The 19,496-nt window shown below is 68.1% G+C and carries 11 protein-coding genes and 6 tRNA genes; 6 read left to right on the forward strand and 11 right to left on the reverse strand.

The genetic code is table 11. The features are described 5' to 3' along the window. The first annotated feature begins 2 nt into the window (after nt 1-2). Nucleotides 3-1,901 (forward strand): S8 family serine peptidase, encoded by a 1,899-nt coding sequence (locus ABIB38_RS06930; protein WP_429202938.1) that lies wholly within the window; start codon nt 3-5, stop codon nt 1,899-1,901. 172 nt (nt 1,902-2,073) lie between these two features. Here ABIB38_RS06930 and ABIB38_RS06935 read toward each other — a convergent pair. The 11 genes from ABIB38_RS06935 to apbC all read right to left on the reverse strand — a co-directional run bounded on the left by ABIB38_RS06935 (nt 2,074) and on the right by apbC (nt 13,595). Continuing rightward, nucleotides 2,074-2,149 (reverse strand) — tRNA-Glu (locus tag ABIB38_RS06935). A gap of 119 nt (nt 2,150-2,268) precedes the next feature. Next, nucleotides 2,269-2,344, reverse strand: a tRNA-Glu gene (locus ABIB38_RS06940). Between the two features lie 75 nt (nt 2,345-2,419). Next, nucleotides 2,420-2,495: transfer RNA gene (locus ABIB38_RS06945), tRNA-Glu, on the reverse strand. Nucleotides 2,496-2,535: 40 nt separating this feature from the next. After that, nucleotides 2,536-2,611: transfer RNA gene (locus ABIB38_RS06950), tRNA-Ala, on the reverse strand. Between the two features lie 87 nt (nt 2,612-2,698). Then, nucleotides 2,699-2,774 (reverse strand) — tRNA-Glu (locus tag ABIB38_RS06955). 55 nt (nt 2,775-2,829) lie between these two features. Beyond that, nucleotides 2,830-2,905 (reverse strand) — tRNA-Ala (locus tag ABIB38_RS06960). A gap of 265 nt (nt 2,906-3,170) precedes the next feature. Beyond that, nucleotides 3,171-4,562 carry a glutamate--tRNA ligase gene (gltX, locus tag ABIB38_RS06965; RefSeq protein WP_429202940.1) on the reverse strand — a complete coding sequence of 464 codons (1,392 nt, stop codon included), beginning with the start codon at nt 4,560-4,562 and terminating at the stop codon, nt 3,171-3,173. A gap of 63 nt (nt 4,563-4,625) precedes the next feature. Next, entirely contained in the window at nt 4,626-8,315 is a 3,690-nt protein-coding gene (locus ABIB38_RS06970) for an AMP-binding protein (RefSeq protein ID WP_429202941.1), read from the reverse strand. Beyond that, nucleotides 8,308-9,681 carry an aminotransferase class I/II-fold pyridoxal phosphate-dependent enzyme gene (locus tag ABIB38_RS06975; RefSeq protein WP_429202943.1) on the reverse strand — a complete coding sequence of 458 codons (1,374 nt, stop codon included), beginning with the start codon at nt 9,679-9,681 and terminating at the stop codon, nt 8,308-8,310. Before ABIB38_RS06975 ends, ABIB38_RS06970 begins: the two co-directional genes overlap by 8 nt. Continuing rightward, nucleotides 9,671-12,283, reverse strand: a complete 2,613-nt coding sequence (locus ABIB38_RS06980) for a putative bifunctional diguanylate cyclase/phosphodiesterase (RefSeq protein ID WP_429202945.1) — start codon at nt 12,281-12,283, stop codon at nt 9,671-9,673. Before ABIB38_RS06980 ends, ABIB38_RS06975 begins: the two co-directional genes overlap by 11 nt. A gap of 223 nt (nt 12,284-12,506) precedes the next feature. Next, nucleotides 12,507-13,595, reverse strand: coding sequence for an iron-sulfur cluster carrier protein ApbC (apbC, locus tag ABIB38_RS06985; RefSeq protein WP_429202947.1), 1,089 nt, complete (start codon nt 13,593-13,595; stop codon nt 12,507-12,509). Nucleotides 13,596-13,748: 153 nt separating this feature from the next. Here apbC and metG point away from each other — a divergent pair, with 153 nt between their 5' ends. The 5 genes from metG to panC all read left to right on the forward strand — a co-directional run bounded on the left by metG (nt 13,749) and on the right by panC (nt 19,428). Beyond that, the gene (gene metG, locus ABIB38_RS06990; RefSeq protein ID WP_429202949.1) at nt 13,749-15,917 is read left to right on the forward strand and encodes a methionine--tRNA ligase; all 2,169 of its coding nucleotides are present in this window, start codon (nt 13,749-13,751) and stop codon (nt 15,915-15,917) included. Nucleotides 15,918-16,081: 164 nt separating this feature from the next. After that, nucleotides 16,082-17,398, forward strand: coding sequence for an enoyl ACP reductase FabMG family protein (locus ABIB38_RS06995; RefSeq protein WP_429202951.1), 1,317 nt, complete (start codon nt 16,082-16,084; stop codon nt 17,396-17,398). 76 nt (nt 17,399-17,474) lie between these two features. Continuing rightward, nucleotides 17,475-17,684: a DUF3460 family protein gene (locus tag ABIB38_RS07000; protein WP_429202952.1), complete on the forward strand. Its 210-nt coding sequence runs from the start codon at nt 17,475-17,477 to the stop codon at nt 17,682-17,684. Nucleotides 17,685-17,700: 16 nt separating this feature from the next. Further along, nucleotides 17,701-18,561, forward strand: a complete 861-nt coding sequence (locus tag ABIB38_RS07005; protein WP_429202954.1) for a segregation and condensation protein A — start codon at nt 17,701-17,703, stop codon at nt 18,559-18,561. A gap of 27 nt (nt 18,562-18,588) precedes the next feature. After that, entirely contained in the window at nt 18,589-19,428 is an 840-nt protein-coding gene (panC, locus tag ABIB38_RS07010) for a pantoate--beta-alanine ligase (RefSeq protein ID WP_429202956.1), read from the forward strand. The last annotated feature ends 68 nt before the right edge of the window (nt 19,429-19,496 follow it).

Raw genomic sequence — 19,496 nt, forward strand, 5'->3', positions numbered from 1 at the left:
CCATGCCAAAACCTACGAAAAGCGCCGCCGGCGAAGCCCAGGAGACGCCCAATCCAACGCCTGACAGCCCGGGCGCCAAGCGCACCGCATCCGCGGCGGGCGCCATCGATGGCGCCACGGCCATCGCGCGCGGCCGTCCGGTCGTCGAGCGCAAGAAGAAATACCTGGTCGCGCCACGCGCGGCCCTCACCGGCGCCTTCGGCGCCAGCAGCTGGGTGGCGCCGCTGGGCCTGTCGGCCGTCGAGCAGGCCCTGCACGCCATGCCCGACATCGACGTGGTCGACACCATCGCCACCCGCGGCGGCATGGCGCTGGCCGGCTTCGGCCAGGCGGCCATGGGCGAACCGGCCGACGGCGTGGTGGTGGCGCGCATGACCGATCAGAAGGCGGGCGAGCTGCTGCAGCGCGGCCAGGGCCAGCTGCTGGTCGAGCGCGACCAGCACCTGGAACTGCTCGACCCCATGCTGCGCCGCCCCGACCTCGTCAGTTCGCTGACGCCCTACCGGGGACCGCAGGCCGAGCTGCTGCTGGCCGTGGTCGGCAAGGACGGCGCGCCGCTGCCCGACGTCGAGGTGTCGCTGTTCGGCGGTGCGCTGCCGAGTTCCGCCGTGACCGGCACCGACGGGGTCGCGCGGCTGTGCCTGTATGGCGAAGACACGCACACGATCAGCGGCCTGTACGTCAAGCCGCGCACCGATTACTGGAGCTTCTACCAACGCGACCCCGACCTGAGCCTGGAGGACCCGAACGTCGTCATGCTGCGCCCGCTGGCCGACTGGCCCGCCCTGCAGGGCATGCCACAGCAACCCGCCATGGGCTGGGGCGCCCGCGCCATGCGCCTCGACCAGGTGCCCCAGCAATTCCGGGGCCGCGGTGTCAAGATCGCCGTCATCGATTCCGGCGCCGCCACCACGCACGGCAACCTCAGCCAGATCCATGCCGGCTTCGACGTCATCAACAAAAAAGTCGACCGCTCCACCTGGAACGTCGATACGCTCGGGCACGGCTCGCACTGTGCCGGCGTGATCGCCGCCGCCGATCTGGCCTGGGGCATACGCGGGTTCGCGCCCGAGGCGGAAATCCACGTCTGCAAGCTGTTCCCCGGCGGCCAGGTCAGTCAGCTGATCGATGCGCTCGAATACTGCATCGAACAGGGGATCGACGTCGTCAACCTGAGCCTGGGTGGCGGGTCCCCGTCCGAGGCGCTGGAGCGGCAAATCGTGCGCGCCAAGCAGGCCGGGGTCGCCTGCATCGCCGCGGCCGGCAACTCGTCCTCGGCCGTCCAGTACCCGGCGTCGTCGCCGCATGTGCTGGCGGTGGCGGCGATCGGCAAGATCGGCGAGTTCCCTCCCGACAGCTACCATGCCGAAACCATCGGTCCGGACAGCGACATGCAGGGTTACTTTACGGCCAAGTTCAGCTGCTTCGGGCCGCAGGTCGACGTCTGCGCGCCGGGCGTGGCCGTGGTGTCGTCGGTTCCCCCCAATAACTTTGCGGCCTGGGACGGCACCTCGATGGCGGCGCCCCATGTCACCGGCCTTGCGGCCCTGATACTGGCGCACCGTCCCGAGTTCCAGTCCATGTCGCTGCCGCGCTCGCCGGAACGGGTCGAGCGTCTGTTCCAGGTCTTGCGGATGAGCGCCCGCCCGGTCACCCTCAGCGATCCGACCAGGATCGGTTATGGTTTGCCGGACGCCCTGGTGGCGCTGGGCCTGCCTGTGGCGCAGCCGGGCATGGCGTGGCAAGGCGCGGCCGTGGGCTTCGGCATTCCTGCCGGAATGTTCGCGGCGGCGCCGGGCAATGGCGCACGCCTGGGCGTGGGACCGTCCGGCGCCGGTGGCGCGGGCCAGGCCGGAGCGATGCACTATCCATTCGGGGGTGTGCGGCCGGCGGGGTGGTGACGCCGCATGGCAGATCACGGCCGTCGGGCCGGCGTCCCCTTGGGACGGCGTCCCGACGGCCGCAGTTAGAGGGCACAAAAGGACGCAAAACGGCACAAAAAAAGGGAACGAAAAAATGGGCACAAACAAAAAACCGGAGCCCCGCTTTCGCGGCCGGCTCCGGCTTATTGTCTGGCGTCCCCACGGGGATTCGAACCCCGGTACTCACCGTGAAAGGGTGATGTCCTAGGCCTCTAGACGATGGGGACCTAAAACTGTGCTGCTACGCTACTACCGCGCCGCCCATGCAGGCGCACTTTCGCCGGCACAATGGAAAAACCGGAGCACCTGCGACGCGCATGCGCGTTGGTCTGCCCCGGTTTTAAACTGGCGTCCCCACGGGGATTCGAACCCCGGTACTCACCGTGAAAGGGTGATGTCCTAGGCCTCTAGACGATGGGGACCTAAAACTGCACGAAACTTAAACTACCGACTACCTTGCCATGCGCCGCCGCTGGCGCGGCGCACTGCCAAATTCTTGGCGTCCCCACGGGGATTCGAACCCCGGTACTCACCGTGAAAGGGTGATGTCCTAGGCCTCTAGACGATAGGGACCCTAGTAACTTCCGATACTGCCTGCTGCTGTTTTCCATCGTGGTGGAGGTAAGCGGGATCGAACCGCTGACCTCTTGCATGCCATGCAAGCGCTCTCCCAGCTGAGCTATACCCCCTACGGGAAAACAACATCTTACTACACTGTTACTGCTTCGACTAGTGCCGCTTGCGCTGCGTTCGTCCGGTCATTCTTGCCAGTTGCCTGGCGTCCCCACGGGGATTCGAACCCCGGTACTCACCGTGAAAGGGTGATGTCCTAGGCCTCTAGACGATAGGGACCGGGAACAACCGATACTGCCTTTACTGCTCTACGACCTTGCTGCCACTTCAGAGTTGGTGGAGGTAAGCGGGATCGAACCGCTGACCTCTTGCATGCCATGCAAGCGCTCTCCCAGCTGAGCTATACCCCCGCAGCGCTGAAGTGCGAGCATTATATAGGACGACCTTGCATTTCGCAAAGTCCGTTTTTAGCGTCCGTTTCCAGCATGTATGATCGACGCCATCCAGGGTCTTGCCTGGCGTCGGGTCGGCGGGTCTTGCCTGCCCGCCAAGGAATGGCTGGCAGCAAGATCACCGGCCAGCGGCGCCGTGGACGGTCGCCACCCCGGCGGCACGACGCGCCGCCCCGGCGCGTTCTTACTGCTCCTCCTCGCCGCCGCGTGTTACAGCCCCTCCTTACAGGCCCTTGCGCACGCGCGCCAGCACGACGTCACGACCGAACAGCTCCAGCACCGCATCGATCGCCGGCGTCTGCAGCTGGCCCGTCAACAGCAGGCGCAGCGGCATGGCCAGCTGCGGCATCTTGAGGCTGTGGGCGGCCAGCACTTCCTTCAGCATCGCCGCGAGCGCCGCCTTGTTCCATTCGACGGTGGCAGAGCGCTCGGCGAAGGTGGCCAGCGCGGCGCGCACGGCGTCGGTCAGGTGCAGGGCCAGCAATTCGGGATCGGGCTGCGGATCGCGGTAGAAAAGCATCGCCGCATCGGCCAGCTCGTTGATCGTGTTGACGCGCTCCTTCATCAGGCCCAGCACGGTGGGCAGCGCCGGGGCGCCGTCGAAGCGCGCGCCGTCGCGCTCCAGCTTCGGCCGCGCCAGCTGCGCCAGGCGCTCGTTGTCGGTCTGCTTGATATAGTGGTTGTTCAGCCAGCCCAGCTTTTCGGGGTTGAACTGGGCCGCCGACGCGGTCAGGTGTTCCAGGTTGAACCACTCGGTGAACTGCTGCATCGAGAAGATCTCGTCGTCGCCGTGGCTCCAGCCGAGGCGCGCCAGGTAGTTCAGCATCGCTTCCGGCAGATAGCCCTGCTCCGGGTATTCCATCACGCTCACCGCGCCGTGGCGCTTGGACAGCTTCTGGCCGTCGGCGCCCAGGATCATCGGCAGGTGGCCGTATTGCGGCAGCTCGGCGCCGAGCGCGCGCAGGATGTTGATCTGGCGCGGGGTGTTGTTCACGTGGTCGTCGCCGCGCAGCACGTGGGTGATCTTCATGTCCCAGTCGTCGACCGCGACGCAGAAGTTATAGGTCGGGGTGCCGTCGGGACGCGCGATGACCAGGTCGTCCAGTTCCTTGTTGGCGATCGTGATCGGGCCCTTGACCACGTCGACCCAGGTCACTTCGCCGTCCAGCGGATTCTTGAAACGCACCACCGGCTTGACGCCTTCCGGCACGGCGGGCAGGGTCTTGCCCGGTTCCGGCCGCCAGGTGCCGTCGTAGCGCGGTTTTTCGCCGGCCGCGCGCATGCGCTCGCGCATCGCTTCGACTTCTTCCGGCGAGCAGTAGCACAGATAGGCGGTGCCGGCGTCCAGCATGCCCTTGACCACCTCGCGATAGCGGTCCATGCGCTGCATCTGGTAGAACGGACCCTCGTCGTGCTCCAGGCCCAGCCACTTCATGCCGTCCAGGATCGCCTGCACCGCTTCCGGCGTCGACCGTTCGAGGTCGGTGTCCTCGATGCGCAGGATGAAGGTGCCGCCGAAGTGGCGGGCATAGGCCCAGGAATACAGCGCGGTGCGGGCGCCGCCCAGGTGGAGGTAGCCGGTCGGGCTGGGAGCGAATCGGGTGCGAACGGTCATGGCGGAAAGCAATCAGGTAAAAGAGCGTATTTTACCCCGCCGCCCTGCCCCCGGCCGCATCCGTCAGCCGCCCGCCGCCCCTGCCTGCGCTGCCCCTTCCTGCGCCGCCCCGGCCGCCCTGCGCGCATCGAGATAGGCGGCCAGCTGCGCCACCGTCTGGTACTCATACAACAGCTCGGCGTTGATCGTCATCCCGGTCTGGCGCTCGAGCTCCAGGGCCACCGGCATCGCCGACAGCGAATCCAGTCCCACCTCGGCGAACGGCTGGTCGTCGTCCAGCGTCTCGATGCCGCCATCGAGCCCGTACAGCAGGCAGCGCCGCACCAGCTCCCGGGTGTCGTCCGGGCCGTCCGGCGCCGGCGCCGCCAACCGTGCCGGCGCCGGCGCCGGCACGGCCGCCTCCCTGGCGCCGGATGCCCGGTCGGGTTCCAGCAGCGGATCGCGCGCGCGATCTTCCCCCGCCTCCGCCTGGTCCGGCGTGCCGATCGCGTCGGCATAGGCGGCGATGCGCGCCGCCACGGCCGCAGGCGCCGCCTGCGCGCCGGGCTGCCGCAGCTGCGCCAGCAACGCCGACCAGCGGCGCCGCGCCCAGGGGGCGGACGGGCCGTCGCCGCAGGCCGTCACCAGCAGGGTCCAGGCGCACAGTTCGCCGGCCGCATGGCTCGGGCAGGCCGCCCCCGCCTTCAGCAGCGCCGCGCGCGTCTGCAGCACGACCTCCTGTCCTCCGGGCGCGTCCAGCACGTCGGCGGCGAACGCCAGGCAACCGCCGTCGAGCGCGCCGGCGCCCAGGTGCACGTACAGGGCCTCGGTCGGCCCTTCCAGGATGCGCATCACGCGCGCGTCGCGCATCAGGAGCGGCGCCAGGTTCGGCTCCAGGTAACCGCGCCCGCCGAGCAGCTGCATCAGCATGTCGGCCGCCTCCCACAGCAGCTCCGAGGCCACGCACTTGCAGGCCATGCAGGCTTCCTGCGGCAGGCCGCGCTGGCCACGGCCTTGATCGTCGTAAGCGCCGAGCGCGCGCACCAGCGCCTCGAGCGCGCCGATCGCGCCGGTCAGGTCCTCCAGGCGCGCCAGCGTCACCGGATGCTCGAGCAGGCGCCCGCCCGCCACGTCGCGCCGGCTGGCATAGCGCAGCATCAGCTGGGCGCAGCGCTTCATGCCGCCCAGGCACAGCGCGCCGATGCCGAGCCGGGCGAAGGCCATCGCGTCGCGCGCCACCTCCATCCCGGCGCCCGGCTGGCCCAGCACGTGGCTGTCGGGCACGAACACGTCGTCGAAACGCAGCGCGTTCTGGACCATGGCGCGCATGCCCATGGTCAGCGCCTCGGCTTCATGGAACAGGCCAGGCGCGTCGTCCGGCAGCAGCAGCGCCACCGTTCCCAGCGCCATCCCCTGTTCGTCCAGCGCACGCGCCACCACCGTGATCCAGCCGGCCCAGTTGGCCAGGCCGATCAGGTGCTTGTCACCCTTCAGGCGCCAGCCCCCTGGGCAGCGCTGGGCGCGGGTGCGCATCGCCAGCGGATTGGCGCCCGCCGCCGGCTCGGTCAGCGCGAACGCGGCCAGCTGGCGCCCGCCGGCCAGGTGCGGGGCCACTGCCGCGCGCAGGCGCTCGGGCGCGAAGCGCAGGACGGGCCGCAAGCCCAGGCCGTTGTGCACCCCGACCGCCGTCGCCAGGGTCAGGTCGATCGCGGCCAGCTGCTCCATCAGGCGCAGCAGGTCGCCGGTCGCCAGCGCCTTGCCGCCCAGGGCAACCGGCGCCTGCATGCCGAGAAAGCCGTGATTGCCCAGGTCGAGCAGGACGTGCGGCGGCATCGTGCGGCGCTCGTCCATCAGGCGCGAGTCGAGCCGGCGCGGCGCCCAGCGCCGCAGCCAGTGCCGCATCTCGTCCGCCGTGCGCCGGCTTTGCCCGGCCGCGTCCGGGCCGCCCCCATCAGCGCTGCGGCGGCGCGGATACTGCTCGCGCTCTGGATACCGCGCGGCGTACACCACGTCCAGTTCATCGCGCGCGGCCAGCGCGCGGCACAGCGCGCGCTGCACCTTGCCGCTGCTGGTGCGCGGGAAGGATCCGGGCCGCACCAGCACCAGCAGGTCGACCGTGGTGCCGAAGCGGCTGGCCACGGCGCTGCGGATGCGCCCGACCAGCGCCTCGATCTGGGCCAGGCTGGCGGCGTCGCCGCGCCCACGGCGGGCGATGCGCAGCAGGCGGCGGTCGGCTTCCAGCACGATCGCCAGCCGCTCCTGGCCGCCATCGTCGACGCCGAACACCGCACAGCGGTTCGGCTCCAGGAAGCCGGCCACCTCTTCCACCAGCATCTCGACGTCTTGCGGATAGATGTTGCGGCCATTGACGATCACCAGGTCTTTCAAGCGCCCGGTGATGTACAGCTCGCCGTCGCGCACGAAGCCGAGGTCGCCGGTGCGCAGCCAGGGGCCGGCGCCGTCCGCCAGCCGGGCCTCGAAAGCGGCTTGCGCCACCGAGGGCGCGTTGCGGTAGCCGCGCGCCACCGCCGCGCCGGTTAGCCAGATCTCGCCGACCCGGCCAGGGCCCGCCGGGCGGCAGCTGTCCGGATCGACCACCAGCAGCTCCACGCCCGGCGCCGGCGGGCCGCAGCTCACCAGCTCGCGCGCATCGGGGTCGTCGCGGTCGTCGCGGTCGGCCTCGCGCACCTGGCCCGCCTCGAGCCGCGACTGGCTGAGCGCGAAGGTGCGCGGCGTCCGCCCGCGCGGACCGCCCGCCGCCAGCAAGGTGTGCTCGGCCAGGCCGTAGCAGGGAAACATCGCGCCCGGACGCAGACCGCACTCGGCGAAGGCCGCGAACAGGCGACGCACGGTGGCCGCGCGCACCGGCTCTGCGCCGTTGTAGGCCACCGTCAGGCACGACAGGTCGAGCCGGGCCTTGTCGTCAAGCGTGGCGCGGCGCGCGCACAAGTCCCAGGCGAAATCGGGCGCGCCGGCGCAGGTGGCGCGGTAGGCGTGGATTGCCTCCAGCCAGCGCAGCGGCTGGCGCAGGAACGTCGCGGGCGCCATCAGGACCGAGCGAAAGCCCACGCTGACCGGCGTGACGATGCTGCCCACCAGGCCCATGTCGTGAAATGGCGGCAGCCAGCTCACCATCACGCTGTCGGCGTCGAAGCCGAAGGCGGCGCGGATCATTTCGACGTTGGCCGCCAGGCTGGCATGCCCGACCTCGACGCCGCGCGGCGCCATGGTGGAGCCCGAGGTGTACTGGATGAAGGCCAGCGCTTCGGGCGGAATCGGCGGCAACTGCAGTGGCCACTGCGCAGGCAAGCGGGCCGACGGCGGCGCCGCAACGCCTTGCGTCCCGTCGACGCACAGCAGGCGCGTGCGCCCGCCATCCATCACGAAAGCCAGGCCGGGCGCCGCGTCGTGCATGGCCAGCGCCAGCGCCGGATCGGCGTCGAGCAGCAACGCGCGCAGGCGCCGCTCGCCTTCGTGGCGGCGCGGCAGCTGGGCCGGCACCGCCACCAGGCCGGCGCGCAGGCAGGCGAAGAAGGCGGTCACGAACGCCAGGCCGGGTGGATACAGGAGCAATGCCCGTTCGCCCGGCGCGGCCTCTTGCGCCAGCAGGCCGGCCAGCGCATCGACGCGCGCGGCCAGCTCGCCATTGCTGAGGGATTCCTCGCGCCCGTCCTCGCGCAGGAAGGTGAAGGCGATGCGTTCGGGCGCGGTGCGCGCGTGGCGCTCCAGCTGGCGCAGGACCAACGCCGCCTGCAGCGGCTCGCCCTCAGCCATGGCAGCGCTCCCGGTAGGTCTGGCGCGGCGACTTGTCGACGAAGGCGCCGGCCCCGGCGCGGACGCAGGCGTCGGCCACCAGGCTGGCCCCGCGCCGCAACTGGGCCGGCGTGTGATGGGCCATCAGCTGCAGACGCAGCCGCGCCGCGCCGAGCGGCACGCCGGGAAACTCGACCGGGTTGACGAACACCGAATTGCGCGCCAGCAGCATGCCGGCCACGCGCGCGGCCGACTCGAGGCCGGTCCAGACCGGCACGATCGGCGAGGGCTCGCCCAGGCAATGGAGGCCAGAACAGGCCAAGAGCGCGCGCAGCTCGACCGCGTTGCGCAGCAGGTCGGCGCGCAGCGCGTCGCCCTCGCTCGAGACGGCGACGCGCAGGCTTGCCAACGCCACCGCCGCCTGCATCGGCGACAGGGCGTTCGAAAACATGTGCGGCCCGGCGTACAGCTGCAGCTGGCGCCGCGCTCCCTGGCTGGCGCAGGCGACGAAGCCGCCGTTGGTGGCGAAGGTCTTGGAAAAGCTGCCCATCACGATGTCGATCCGTCCCTGCATGCGCTGGCTGGCCACCACCCCGCCGCCGCCCGGCCCCAGCGCGCCCAGGTCGTGCGCCACGTCGACCAGCAGGGTCGCGTTGTATTCGCGGCACAGGTGCTGCAGCAACGGCAGGTCGGGGCTGTCCGCGTCCATGCTGAACAGGCCTTCGGTCACCACCAGGATGCCGCCCGCCGCGTCCAGCGCGCGGATGCGCGCCAGCAGCTCGCGCACGTGGTCGCAGTCGAGATGGCGGTACACCAGCACGTTGCGGGTGGCGCAGGCCGCACCCTGCCTCAGCGAGGCGTGGGCCAGGGCGTCGATCACCACATGGTCGAACGCGTGCACCAGGGCCGTGATCGCGCCGAAGGCCGCCGCCCAGCCGGTCGGGAACAGCACCAGCTGGTCCAGGCCCAGCAGCTCGCCGAGCGCGCTTTCCAGCGCCTGGGAATGGCGGGTATTGCCCAGCAAGACGGCCGAACCGGCGCTGTGCGGCCCGGCGTCGTGCAGCGCGCGCTGCGCCGCCTCGTGCACCGCCGGGTGGGCGGCCAGCGACAGGTAGTCCTGGGACGCGAAATTGATGCCGCGCACCGGCGGCGCCCCGTCGGCGGCCACGCTCGCCAGCGGACCGGGCGGGCCCTCCAGCACCCTGCCGTAGGGCCACACGCCGTGGCGGGCGCGCAGCTGCACCCAGGCGTCGAGCGCGCCGCCGCGGCGCAGCAGGTCCGGCCCACGCGGCTGGGCATATTCCGCGACGCTGCCGTCCAGGGCGCCGGAAGCGCCGAGGACCGCCGGATCACGCATGGGGTCAAAGGGAATCGGTTCATTCTGCACGGCGTCCTCCAGCTACGGATTCAAGAATGCGGGTTGGCGGGAGCGTGACTTCGGCGCACTCGCGCTGCTGGCGCCCCAGCAGCGCCGCCACCAGCTCGGGCGCCAGCGGCCGGTCGAACAGGTAACCCTGGGCGGCGTCGACGCCCATCGCGCACAGGTCGCCCAGCTGCTCGGCTGTCTCGACCGACTCGGCGATCACGGAAAGGCCCAGGCGGTGCGCCATCGCCACGACGCTGTCGGCGACGGCGTAGGCGCGCGCGCGGCCGCTGGCGGCGCCCAGGCGGCGCACGAACAGGCCATCCATCTTGAGGATGTCCACCGGCAGCTCGCACAGGTAGTTCAGGCTCGAATAGCCGGTGCCGAAGTCGTCGATCGAGACCAGCACGCCGGCGCGCCGCAACTGGCTCAACACGACGCAATTGGCCGCCAGGTCCTCGATCAGGATGCCTTCGGTGATCTCGAGGTCGAGACAGGCGGGCGGCATCCCGGTCTCGGCCACGATGGCCAGCATGCGCCCGGCCAGGCCCGGCTCGCGCAACTGGCGCGCCGACAGGTTGACCGCGGTTTTTATCTCCGGCAGGCCGGCGGCGCGCCAGGCGCGGTTCTGCAGGCAGGCGCAACGCAGCACCCACTCGCCGATCGGGACGATCATCCCGGTCTCCTCGGCCAGCGGGATGAAGCGGCCCGGGTCGATCCGGCCGTACACCGGATGTTCCCAGCGCAGCAGCGCCTCGACCCCGATCACGCGCCGCTCGCCCAGTTCGACCTGCGGCTGGTATTCGATGAACAGCTGGCCCCGCGCCAGGGCGTCGCGCAAACCGTTCTTCAGGGCCAGGCGCTCGCTGCGCGGCGCCGACGGCGCGCCGGCGCCGCCGGCATTGCCCTCATAGAAGCGCACGACGTTCTGGCCCCAGCCCTTGGCGCTGCGCATGGCGACGTCGGCGCGCTTGAGCAGCGCGTCGGCGTCGCAGTCCGGCGCCGGATAGAGCGCGATCCCGACCGCCAGCGTCACGGTGCAATCGCGTCCGGCCACCGGCAACGGCGCCGTGAAGCGGTCGAGGATCTTGTCGGCCACCAGCTGGGCGTCGGCCTGGCTGCCCAGGTCTTCCAGCAGCGCCACGAATTCGTCGCCGCCCCAGCGCGCCACCGTGTCGCAATCGCGCAGGCAGCGCCGGATCGCGCCGCCGACCCCGTGCAGCAGGATATCGCCGGCCTCGTAGCCGAGGGCGTCGTTGACTTCCTTGAAGCGGTTGATGTTCAGCAGCAGCAGCGCCACCACGCGGCCGTTGCGGCGCGCGCGGTCCATCGCATGGCGCAGGCGGTCGCGCAGCAGGCGCCGGCTCAGCAGGCCCGTCAGCTGGTCGTGCCCGGCGTCGCCGCGCGGGAAGACCTCGGCGCCGTCCAGCGGCGCGCGCAGGTGCGCGCCGGATGCGGACACCGGCGCGGCCAGGATTTTCGCCACTTCGGCCGGACCATCCTCGCCGTGGCACAGCACCCGGTTGCGGCCGCCCGACTTGGCCAGGTACAGGGCCTGGTCGGCGCGCACGATGGTGTGCGCCACCTTCTCGCCCAGCCGGTATTCGGCCACGCCGATCGAGACCGTCAGGGTGATCGTGCGTCCGGCGTCGAGGCAGCGCAGGCCCTCGACCGCGCCGCGCACCCGTTCGGCCAGCGCGAGCGCGCTCGCCGCCGGCGTCTCGGGCAGCATCAGGAGGAACTCTTCGCCGCCATAGCGGCCGAAGGCGTCGAGCGCGCGCAGCTGGTCCTGCACCGTCCGCGCGAAGGCGCGCAGCACGGTGTCGCCGGCCGCGTGACCATAAGCGTCGTTGATGCGCTTGAAGAAGTCGATGTCGAACAGGCACAGGCAGAACTCGCCGCCGTTGCGGTCGACACGCTCCTTTTCCTTTTCCACCAGGTCGAGCAGGAAGCGGCGGTTATGGATGCCGGTCAGCTCGTCGCGGGTCGCCAGCTCGTTGATCGTGGCCAGCGCCCGGCGCAGGCGCGCAAAGCCGTCGTTCTTGGTCAGCTCGAACAGCAGCACGAAGACCAGCACCACCACGTACAGGCCCAGGTCGCACACCAGGTGCAGCAGCGGCATGTCGGCCTGCGGCGTCAGCGGCTGGGCCACGCCGGTCGCCTCCAGCAGGTAGATCAGGGTGGCGCTGGCGCAGCTCATGGCCAGCCAGAAGCCGGCGCATTGCTTTCCGCCCAGGAACATGGCGACCACCGGCCCCGTGATCAGCCAGCTGACGGTGGGCGAGACGATGCCGCCCAGGTGCCAGCTGAGCCAGCTGAAATTGAAGAACAGCGCGCACAGGAACACTTCGCGCGCCGCCACCACGCTGCCGGTCAGGCGCAGCACCGGCGGCGCCGACAGCATCACCAGGCAGCACAGCAGGATCTCGAGCGCGGCCGTCTCCAGGCCCAGCAGCCAATAGGTGAGCGCGTACAGCGGCCCGGCGGTGCCGGCCATCACCGCCGCATTCACCACGTTGCCGGCGCGGGCCGCCTGGGCCGCATCCTGCTGCAGCGCGGCCGGGATGAAGCGGTGCGCGATACCCAGGTAGCGCCCGCTCCACCGCTGTGTGCTGTCGTCGTCCATGTCATTCCCAATACCCGTTTTGCACACGTGTGCCCTGGTCGCCCAAGGTCAGAGTTTAGGTAGGGAATTTCCTAACGACTTTATTTTCAAACAGATAGTTATCAGGAAAATGCTCGCCGATCAGGCCAGTTTTCGGGATGCGAAACGAATGACGCGCGCCAGCAACAGGTGCGGGCGCGCGTCAGCGGGAGGGAACGGCGCGGGGCGCGGGCCCCGCCCTGGATCAGTCGTTCTTGACGACGATGCTCGGGAACTTGCTGCTCATGTCCTTCGCCTTTTCGGCGATCTTGATCGCGACCTTGCGCGCGATCTGCTTGTAGACGGCGGACACCGCCCCGTCCGGATCGGCGACCACGGTCGGACGGCCGGCGTCGGCCTGTTCGCGGATCGCCATCGTCAGCGGCAGCGCGCCCAGGAAATCGATGCCGAAGTCGGCGCACATCTTCTCGCCGCCGCCATGGCCGAAGATCGCTTCGGTGTGGCCGCAGTTGGAGCAGGTGTGGGTGCTCATGTTCTCGACCACGCCCAGGATCGGGATGCCGACCTTCTCGAACATCTTGAGGCCCTTGCGCGCGTCGAGCAGCGCGATGTCTTGCGGCGTGGTGACGATCACGGCGCCGGTGACCGGCACTTTCTGCGACAGGGTCAGCTGGATGTCGCCGGTGCCTGGCGGCATGTCGACGATCAGGTAATCGAGGTCGCGCCAGTTGGTTTGCTCGAGCAGCTGCTGCAGGGCGCCGCTGGCCATCGGGCCGCGCCACACCATCGGCTCATCCGGATCGATCATGAAGCCCACCGAGGCCACCTGGATGCCGTGGTTCTCGAGTGGCTCCATGCTCTTGTTGTCGTGACTGACCGGACGGCCCGACACGCCCAGCATCATCGGCTGCGACGGCCCGTAGATGTCGGCGTCGAGCATGCCGACACTGGCGCCTTCGGCGGCCAGGGCCAGGGCCAGGTTGACGGCCGTGGTCGATTTGCCAACACCGCCCTTGCCCGAGGCGACGGCGATGATGTTCTTGACGTTCGGCATGATCTTCATGCCGCGCTGCACGGTGTGCGACACGATCTTGCTGTAGGCGCGAATGGCCACGCCTTCGACGCCGGGCAGTTCCAGCACGGCCGCCGCCGCCATGCCGCGCAGCATTTCGACCTGGCTGGCGGCTGGGTAGCCCAGCTCCAGCTCGAACGACACTTGCGCGCCGTCGATCTTGATGTTCTTGATCGACTTGGTCGAGACAAAATCTTTTTGGGTGTTAGGATCGATGACTTCCGACAAAGCGGTCTTGATGTCGTTCTCAGTGATGCTCATGGTGCTCTCCGGATGATATTGGGGCGAAGTGTAGCGCAAAATGGGCCACTGGCTGGTCCGGAGGGCCGAAAGTTGGCCAATACCCCCTGAGCGCGCAGGGCCATCCACTGGTAAAATGCTTCTTTTCATTCATAACCCGAGCGTTTCGACACCATGACCCGCAAGCTGTTCGTCACCACCGCACTGCCCTACGCCAACGCTGCCTTCCATATCGGCCACATGATGGAGTACATCCAGGCCGACATCTGGGTCCGCTTCCAGCGAATGCAGCGCGAGGGTAACCAGCAGGGCGGCCAGCCGCGCGAGGTGCATTTCGTCTGCGCCGACGATACCCACGGCACGCCGATCATGATCGCGGCCGAGAAAGAAGGCATCACGCCGCAGGAATTCGTGGCCAAGATCGCCGCCGGCCGCGCGCAATACCTGGACGGCTTTCATATCGCCTTCGACAACTGGTATTCGACCGATTCGCCGGAAAACGTCGAACTGTCGCAGGGCATCTACCGCAAGCTGGTCGAGGCCGGCCTGATCGTCACCAAGACCGTCGACCGCTTCTACGACACTGCCAAGGGCATGTTCCTGGCCGACCGCAACATCAAGGGCGAATGCCCGGTCTGCCACGCCAAGGACCAGTATGGCGACAACTGCGAAGTGTGCGGCGCCGCCTACCAGCCGACCGAACTGATCAACCCGTTCTCGGTGTTCACCGGCTCGACCCCGGTCTTGAAGCCCTCGGAGCAATATTTCTTCAAACTGTCCGATCCACGCTGCTTCACCTTCCTGAAAGAATGGCTGAACACCCCGGGCCGCCTGCAGCCCGAGATGGTCAACAAGGTCTCGGAATGGCTGGGCGAAGAAGGCGAGAAGCTGGCCGACTGGGACATCTCGCGCGACGCGCCCTACTTCGGCATCCCGATTCCGGATGCGCCGGGTAAATTCTTCTACGTGTGGCTGGACGCGCCGGTCGGCTACCTGGCCAGCCTGAAAAATTACTTCGAAAAACAGGGCAAGGACTTCGACGCCTTCCTGCACGACCCGCAAGCCGAGCAGCTGCACTTCATCGGCAAGGATATCGTCTCGTTCCACCTGCTGTTCTGGCCGGCCATGCTGAATTTCTCGGGCCACCCGATCATCGACAAGCTGAAGGTCGCGGTGCACGGCCACCTGACCGTGAACAACGAAAAGATGTCCAAGTCGCGCGGCACCGGCATCTCGCCGCTGCGCTACCTGGAGCTGGGCATGAACCCGGAATGGCTGCGCTACTACCTGGCCTTCAAGCTCAACGCCAGGGTCGAGGACCTGGACTTCAATGGCGACGACTTCGTGGCCCGCGTGAACAGCGACCTGATCGGCAAGTACGTCAATATCGCCAGCCGCTGCGCCGGCTTCATCGCCAAGCGCTTCGACGGCAAGCTGGCCGACAGCCTGTCGCAGACCGCCCGCGACACCATCTGCAAGGCGCTGATGGCGGACGGCGCCGAGCGCCAGACCAGCATCGCCGCCGCTTTTGAAGCGCGCGAATATGGCCGCGCCTTGCGCGAGATCATGGAAATCGCCGACGTCATCAACCAGTATGTCGACGAACACAAGCCATGGCTGCTGGCCAAGGACGAGAGCAAGACCGGCGAATTGCACGACGTGTGTACCACCGCGCTCATCCTGTTCCGCCAGCTGACCATCATGCTGGCGCCGGTGCTGCCGAACGTGGCGGCGCGCGTGACCGAATTCCTGGGCGACACCGAACTGAGCTGGGCCGACACCCATGGCGCCGCCGTCTATGAATCCATGCTCGGCCGCACCATCGGCACCTACAACCACCTGATGCAGCGCGTCGACGCCAAGATGGTCGAGAACCTGTTCGACAAGCCGGCCGCCGCGCCGGCGGCCGCGCCCGCAATCGCCGCGCCGGCGCCGAAGGCCGAGGCAGCGCCAGCGCCGCAGTCCGCTTCGGCCGGCGACAGCGACATCGAAGCCCTGGCGCCGGAAATCTCGATCGACGACTTCACCAGGATCGACCTGCGCGTGGCGAAAATCGTCAACTGCGAACACGTCGACGGCTCGAGCAAGCTGCTGCGCCTGACCCTGGACGTCGGCGAAGGCCGTCACCGCAATGTGTTCTCGGGCATCAAGTCTGCCCACCAGCCGGAAGACCTGATCGGCAAGCTGACCGTGCTGGTCGCCAACCTGGCGCCGCGCAAGATGAAGTTCGGCGTCTCCGAAGGCATGGTCCTGTGCGCCTCGGCAGCCGACGAAAAGCAGAATCCGGGCCTGTACCTGCTCGACCCGATGCCTGGCGCGACGCCGGGCATGCGTATCCGTTGAATTCGCAAGGCAGGGGCGTGTCCTGGCGCCGGCGCTGCCGGCGGTAGAGCGCCCTCATGCAACCCTCGGGGAGGCATTCCCGAGGGTGTAGCGGGTGTGTACAATGCCACGTTTTATCAATGACAAAACGCCCCTACAAACTCTTTTGATAGGCAGCTAATAATATGACCGATTTGACTCCTCTCCGCCATATCCCTGAAGCCAATGTGTTCCGCAAGGGCGACGTCTTCGTCCTGTTCGGCGAACTGTTCGGCCGCGGCTATGTGAACGGCCTGATCGACCAGGCGCGCGCCGCCGGCATGACCATCGTCGGCATTACCGTGGGCCGCCGCGACGACAGCGGCGCCCTGCGCGCCCTGAACGACGAAGAGCTGGCCGAAGCGGAAGAGAAACTGGGCGGGCGCATCATCAACGTGCCGTTGATGGCCGGCTTCGACATGGACGCCCCGGAAGGCGAACAGAACCCGACCGAAATGCTGTCCGGCATCACCCTGAAGAACTGGCAGGAAGAAAAGCTGGACTGGGAACGCATCGAGCGCTGCCGCGCGGCAGGCGTGGCGCGCTTCACCAGCGCGGCAGCGACCGTCATGGGCGAGATCGACAAGCTGGTGCCGCAAGGCGCCAATGTCTTCTTCGCCCACACGATGGCCGGCGGCATCCCGAAGATCAAGGCCTTCCTGGCCATCGCCAACCGCATCTACAAGGGCCGCGGCGAACGCTTCATGTCGTCGCGCGCCCTGCTCGACAGCGACCTGGGCAAGCTGATCCTGATGAACTTCGACGAAGTCTCGGCCAACACGCTCAAGTACCTGATCGACGCGTCGGCACCGATCCGCGCACGCGTCGAGCAATCCGGCGGCGAAGTGCGCTACACCGCCTATGGCTACCACGGCACCGAGATCCTCATCCAGGACGCATACCAGTGGCAGACCTACACCAACTACACCCAGGGCTACGCCAAGATGCGCCTGGAATCGATCGCCGAAGCGGCCTGGAAGAACGGCACGCTGGCGACCGTGTTCAACTGCCCGGAAATCCGCACCAACTCGTCCGACATCTTCGTCGGCGTCGAGCTGTCGCTGTTCCCGCTGCTGCGCGCGCTCAAGCGCGAGGGCGGCGGCGCCTGGGCCGACGAGCAGTGGCGCATCTGCGAGGAACTGCTGGGCGAAGGCACCTCGCTCCAGCAGTTGCTCGACACCATCGAGGGGTACAATAACGATGCGACCAGCGCCACCTTCCGCAACTTCGAAGCCTGGCCGATGGACAACACCCCGGCGCTGGCCGAGGTGATGATCGGCACCTCGGAAGCCATCACCGCCCTGCACAAGGACAAGAAGGCGCTGATCACCGATCACCTGTCGAGCCTGGTGCTGGAAGGCGCCGGCCCGTTGATGTTCCATGGCGCGTCGGAAAAAATCGCGCCGGTACTGTGGCTCAACCACGACATCATCGCCCGCCAGCTGAACGCGTTGCACAAGTAAGACTTGACGCCGGCGGCGGGCGGCAGAAGAATCTGCCCGTCGCCGGCAACCAGCCGTCCTTTATCTTAAGCGAACCATGATCTTCTCGAAAAAACACGTGATGTACGAATCCGAGCACACCAAGTTCATCTCGGAGCTCAAGAAGCAGAATCCGCACCTGGACGCGGGCCAGGTCGCCGGCCGCGCCCTGCTGTGGGACAAGGAGCCGGTCTCGCTCGACGAGCAGGCCCGCACCCAGGAATCGCGCCTGCGCCAGCAGGCCTACCCATACCAGACCAAGGTCTGAGGACGGAGGCGCGCGCATGATGCCGCAAGCCGGGGGAGAGGATATCCCTCTGCAAGCCGCCGTGGAGTCCCCGCCTGCCGCGCCGCCCCTGCCGGAAGACGCCGCGATCGCCCGCCTGTACGGCGAACCGCTGACGCGCCTGCCGAACGACCTGTACATCCCGCCCGACGCGCTCGAGATCTTCCTCGACGCCTTCGAAGGTCCGCTCGACCTGCTGCTGTACCTGATCCGCAAGCAGAACTTCAACATCCTCGACATCCCGATGGCGCAGGTGACCCTGCAATACCTGGTCTACGTGGAGCAGATCCGCAAGAGCAACCTCGAGTTGGCGGCGGAATACCTGTTGATGGCTGCGATGCTGATCGAGATCAAGTCTCGCATGCTGCTGCCCAAGCGCCAGGACGACCTGGTCGAGGATGTCGGCGACCCGCGCGCCGAGCTGGTGCGCCGCCTGCTGGACTACGAGCAGATCAAGTCCGCTGCGGTAGCGCTTGGCAATGTGCCGCAAGAAGGCCGCGACTTTGTCCGGCCCCAGCTGTTCGTCGAACAGGGCCTGGCCCCGCCCCTCCCCGACGTCGATCCCTGGGACTTGCAGCGCGCCTGGCTCGACGTGCTGCGCCGCGCCAAGCTGACCCAGCACCACCGGATCGGGCGCCAGGAACTGTCGGTACGCGAGCACATGTCGGCCATCCTGCGCACCCTGCAGTCGCAACGCTTCGTCGAGTTCGGCGACCTGTTTTCCGGGCAGCACACCGTCCCGATCGTGGTCGTCCATTTCGTCGCCATGCTCGAACTGGCGAAAGAAACACTGATCGAAATTACCCAGGCCGAGCCTTTTGCGCCGATCTACGTGCGCCTCGCCTATTCGCCGGCTTGATGCCGCTTCATTCTCATCCGCTCACCCATGAAAATCATTTCTTCCATTGACGAATTGCGCGACCAGCTGCGCGGCCAACTGCGCACGGCCTTCGTGCCGACAATGGGCAACCTGCACGAAGGCCACCTGTCGCTGATGCGCCTGGCGCGCCGCCATGGCGACCCGGTGGTCGCCTCGATCTTCGTCAACCGCCTGCAGTTCGGCCCCAACGAAGATTTCGACAAATACCCGCGCACCTTCCAGGAAGACGTGGCCAAGCTGGAAAAAGAAGGCGTTTACGTGCTGTTCGCGCCGACCGAGAAGGATCTGTATCCCGAGCCGCAGGAATACCGCGTGCGTCCACCGGAAGGCCTGGGCAATACGCTCGAAGGCGAGTTCCGCCCCGGCTTCTTCGAGGGCGTGTGCACCGTCGTGACCAAGCTGTTCTCGTGCGTGCAGCCGCGCGTGGCCGTGTTCGGCAAGAAGGATTACCAGCAATTGATGATCGTGCGGAACATGGCGCGCCAGTTCGCCCTGCCGACCGAGATCATCGGCGCCGAGACCTTCCGCGCCGAGGACGGCCTGGCCCTGTCCTCGCGCAACGGCTACCTGTCCGGCAGCGAGCGCGCCGAAGCTCCGGCGCTGTACCAGCACCTGAACGCGGTGGCCGACGCCATCCGCGGCGGCGAGCGCGACATCGAAGCCGTCGAAGCGCGCGCGATGGCCGCCCTGGCCGGGCGCGGCTGGCAACCGGACTATATCTCGGTACGCAAGCGCATCGACCTGCAAGCGCCCGGCGCGGCCGACCTCGAGCGCGGCGAGCCGCTGGTGGTGCTGGCGGCGGCCAAGCTGGGCACGACCCGCCTGATCGATAACCTGGAAGTTTGATCGATACTAATGCTGCACCAGTGATTTCCGGTTTGCAACACGGTTGCGAAGCGCGTTATACTTGTGTG

Origin of the sequence: Massilia sp. UYP11 (assembly GCF_050434805.1) — a bacterium.
In the GTDB taxonomy this organism is placed as follows: Bacteria; Pseudomonadota; Gammaproteobacteria; order Burkholderiales; family Burkholderiaceae_D; genus Telluria.

Bases quoted from the DNA above. Each gene is read 5' to 3' on its own strand.
- ABIB38_RS06930 (WP_429202938.1), top strand. From the start codon at position 3: ATGCCAAAACCTACGAAAAGCGCCGCCGGCGAAGCCCAGGAGACGCCC.
- gltX (WP_429202940.1), bottom strand. From the start codon at position 4,562: ATGACCGTTCGCACCCGATTCGCTCCCAGCCCGACCGGCTACCTCCAC.
- ABIB38_RS06970 (WP_429202941.1), bottom strand. From the start codon at position 8,315: ATGGCTGAGGGCGAGCCGCTGCAGGCGGCGTTGGTCCTGCGCCAGCTG.
- ABIB38_RS06980 (WP_429202945.1), bottom strand. From the start codon at position 12,283: ATGGACGACGACAGCACACAGCGGTGGAGCGGGCGCTACCTGGGTATC.
- apbC (WP_429202947.1), bottom strand. From the start codon at position 13,595: ATGAGCATCACTGAGAACGACATCAAGACCGCTTTGTCGGAAGTCATC.
- metG (WP_429202949.1), top strand. From the start codon at position 13,749: ATGACCCGCAAGCTGTTCGTCACCACCGCACTGCCCTACGCCAACGCT.
- ABIB38_RS06995 (WP_429202951.1), top strand. From the start codon at position 16,082: ATGACCGATTTGACTCCTCTCCGCCATATCCCTGAAGCCAATGTGTTC.
- ABIB38_RS07000 (WP_429202952.1), top strand. From the start codon at position 17,475: ATGATCTTCTCGAAAAAACACGTGATGTACGAATCCGAGCACACCAAG.
- ABIB38_RS07005 (WP_429202954.1), top strand. From the start codon at position 17,701: ATGATGCCGCAAGCCGGGGGAGAGGATATCCCTCTGCAAGCCGCCGTG.
- panC (WP_429202956.1), top strand. From the start codon at position 18,589: ATGAAAATCATTTCTTCCATTGACGAATTGCGCGACCAGCTGCGCGGC.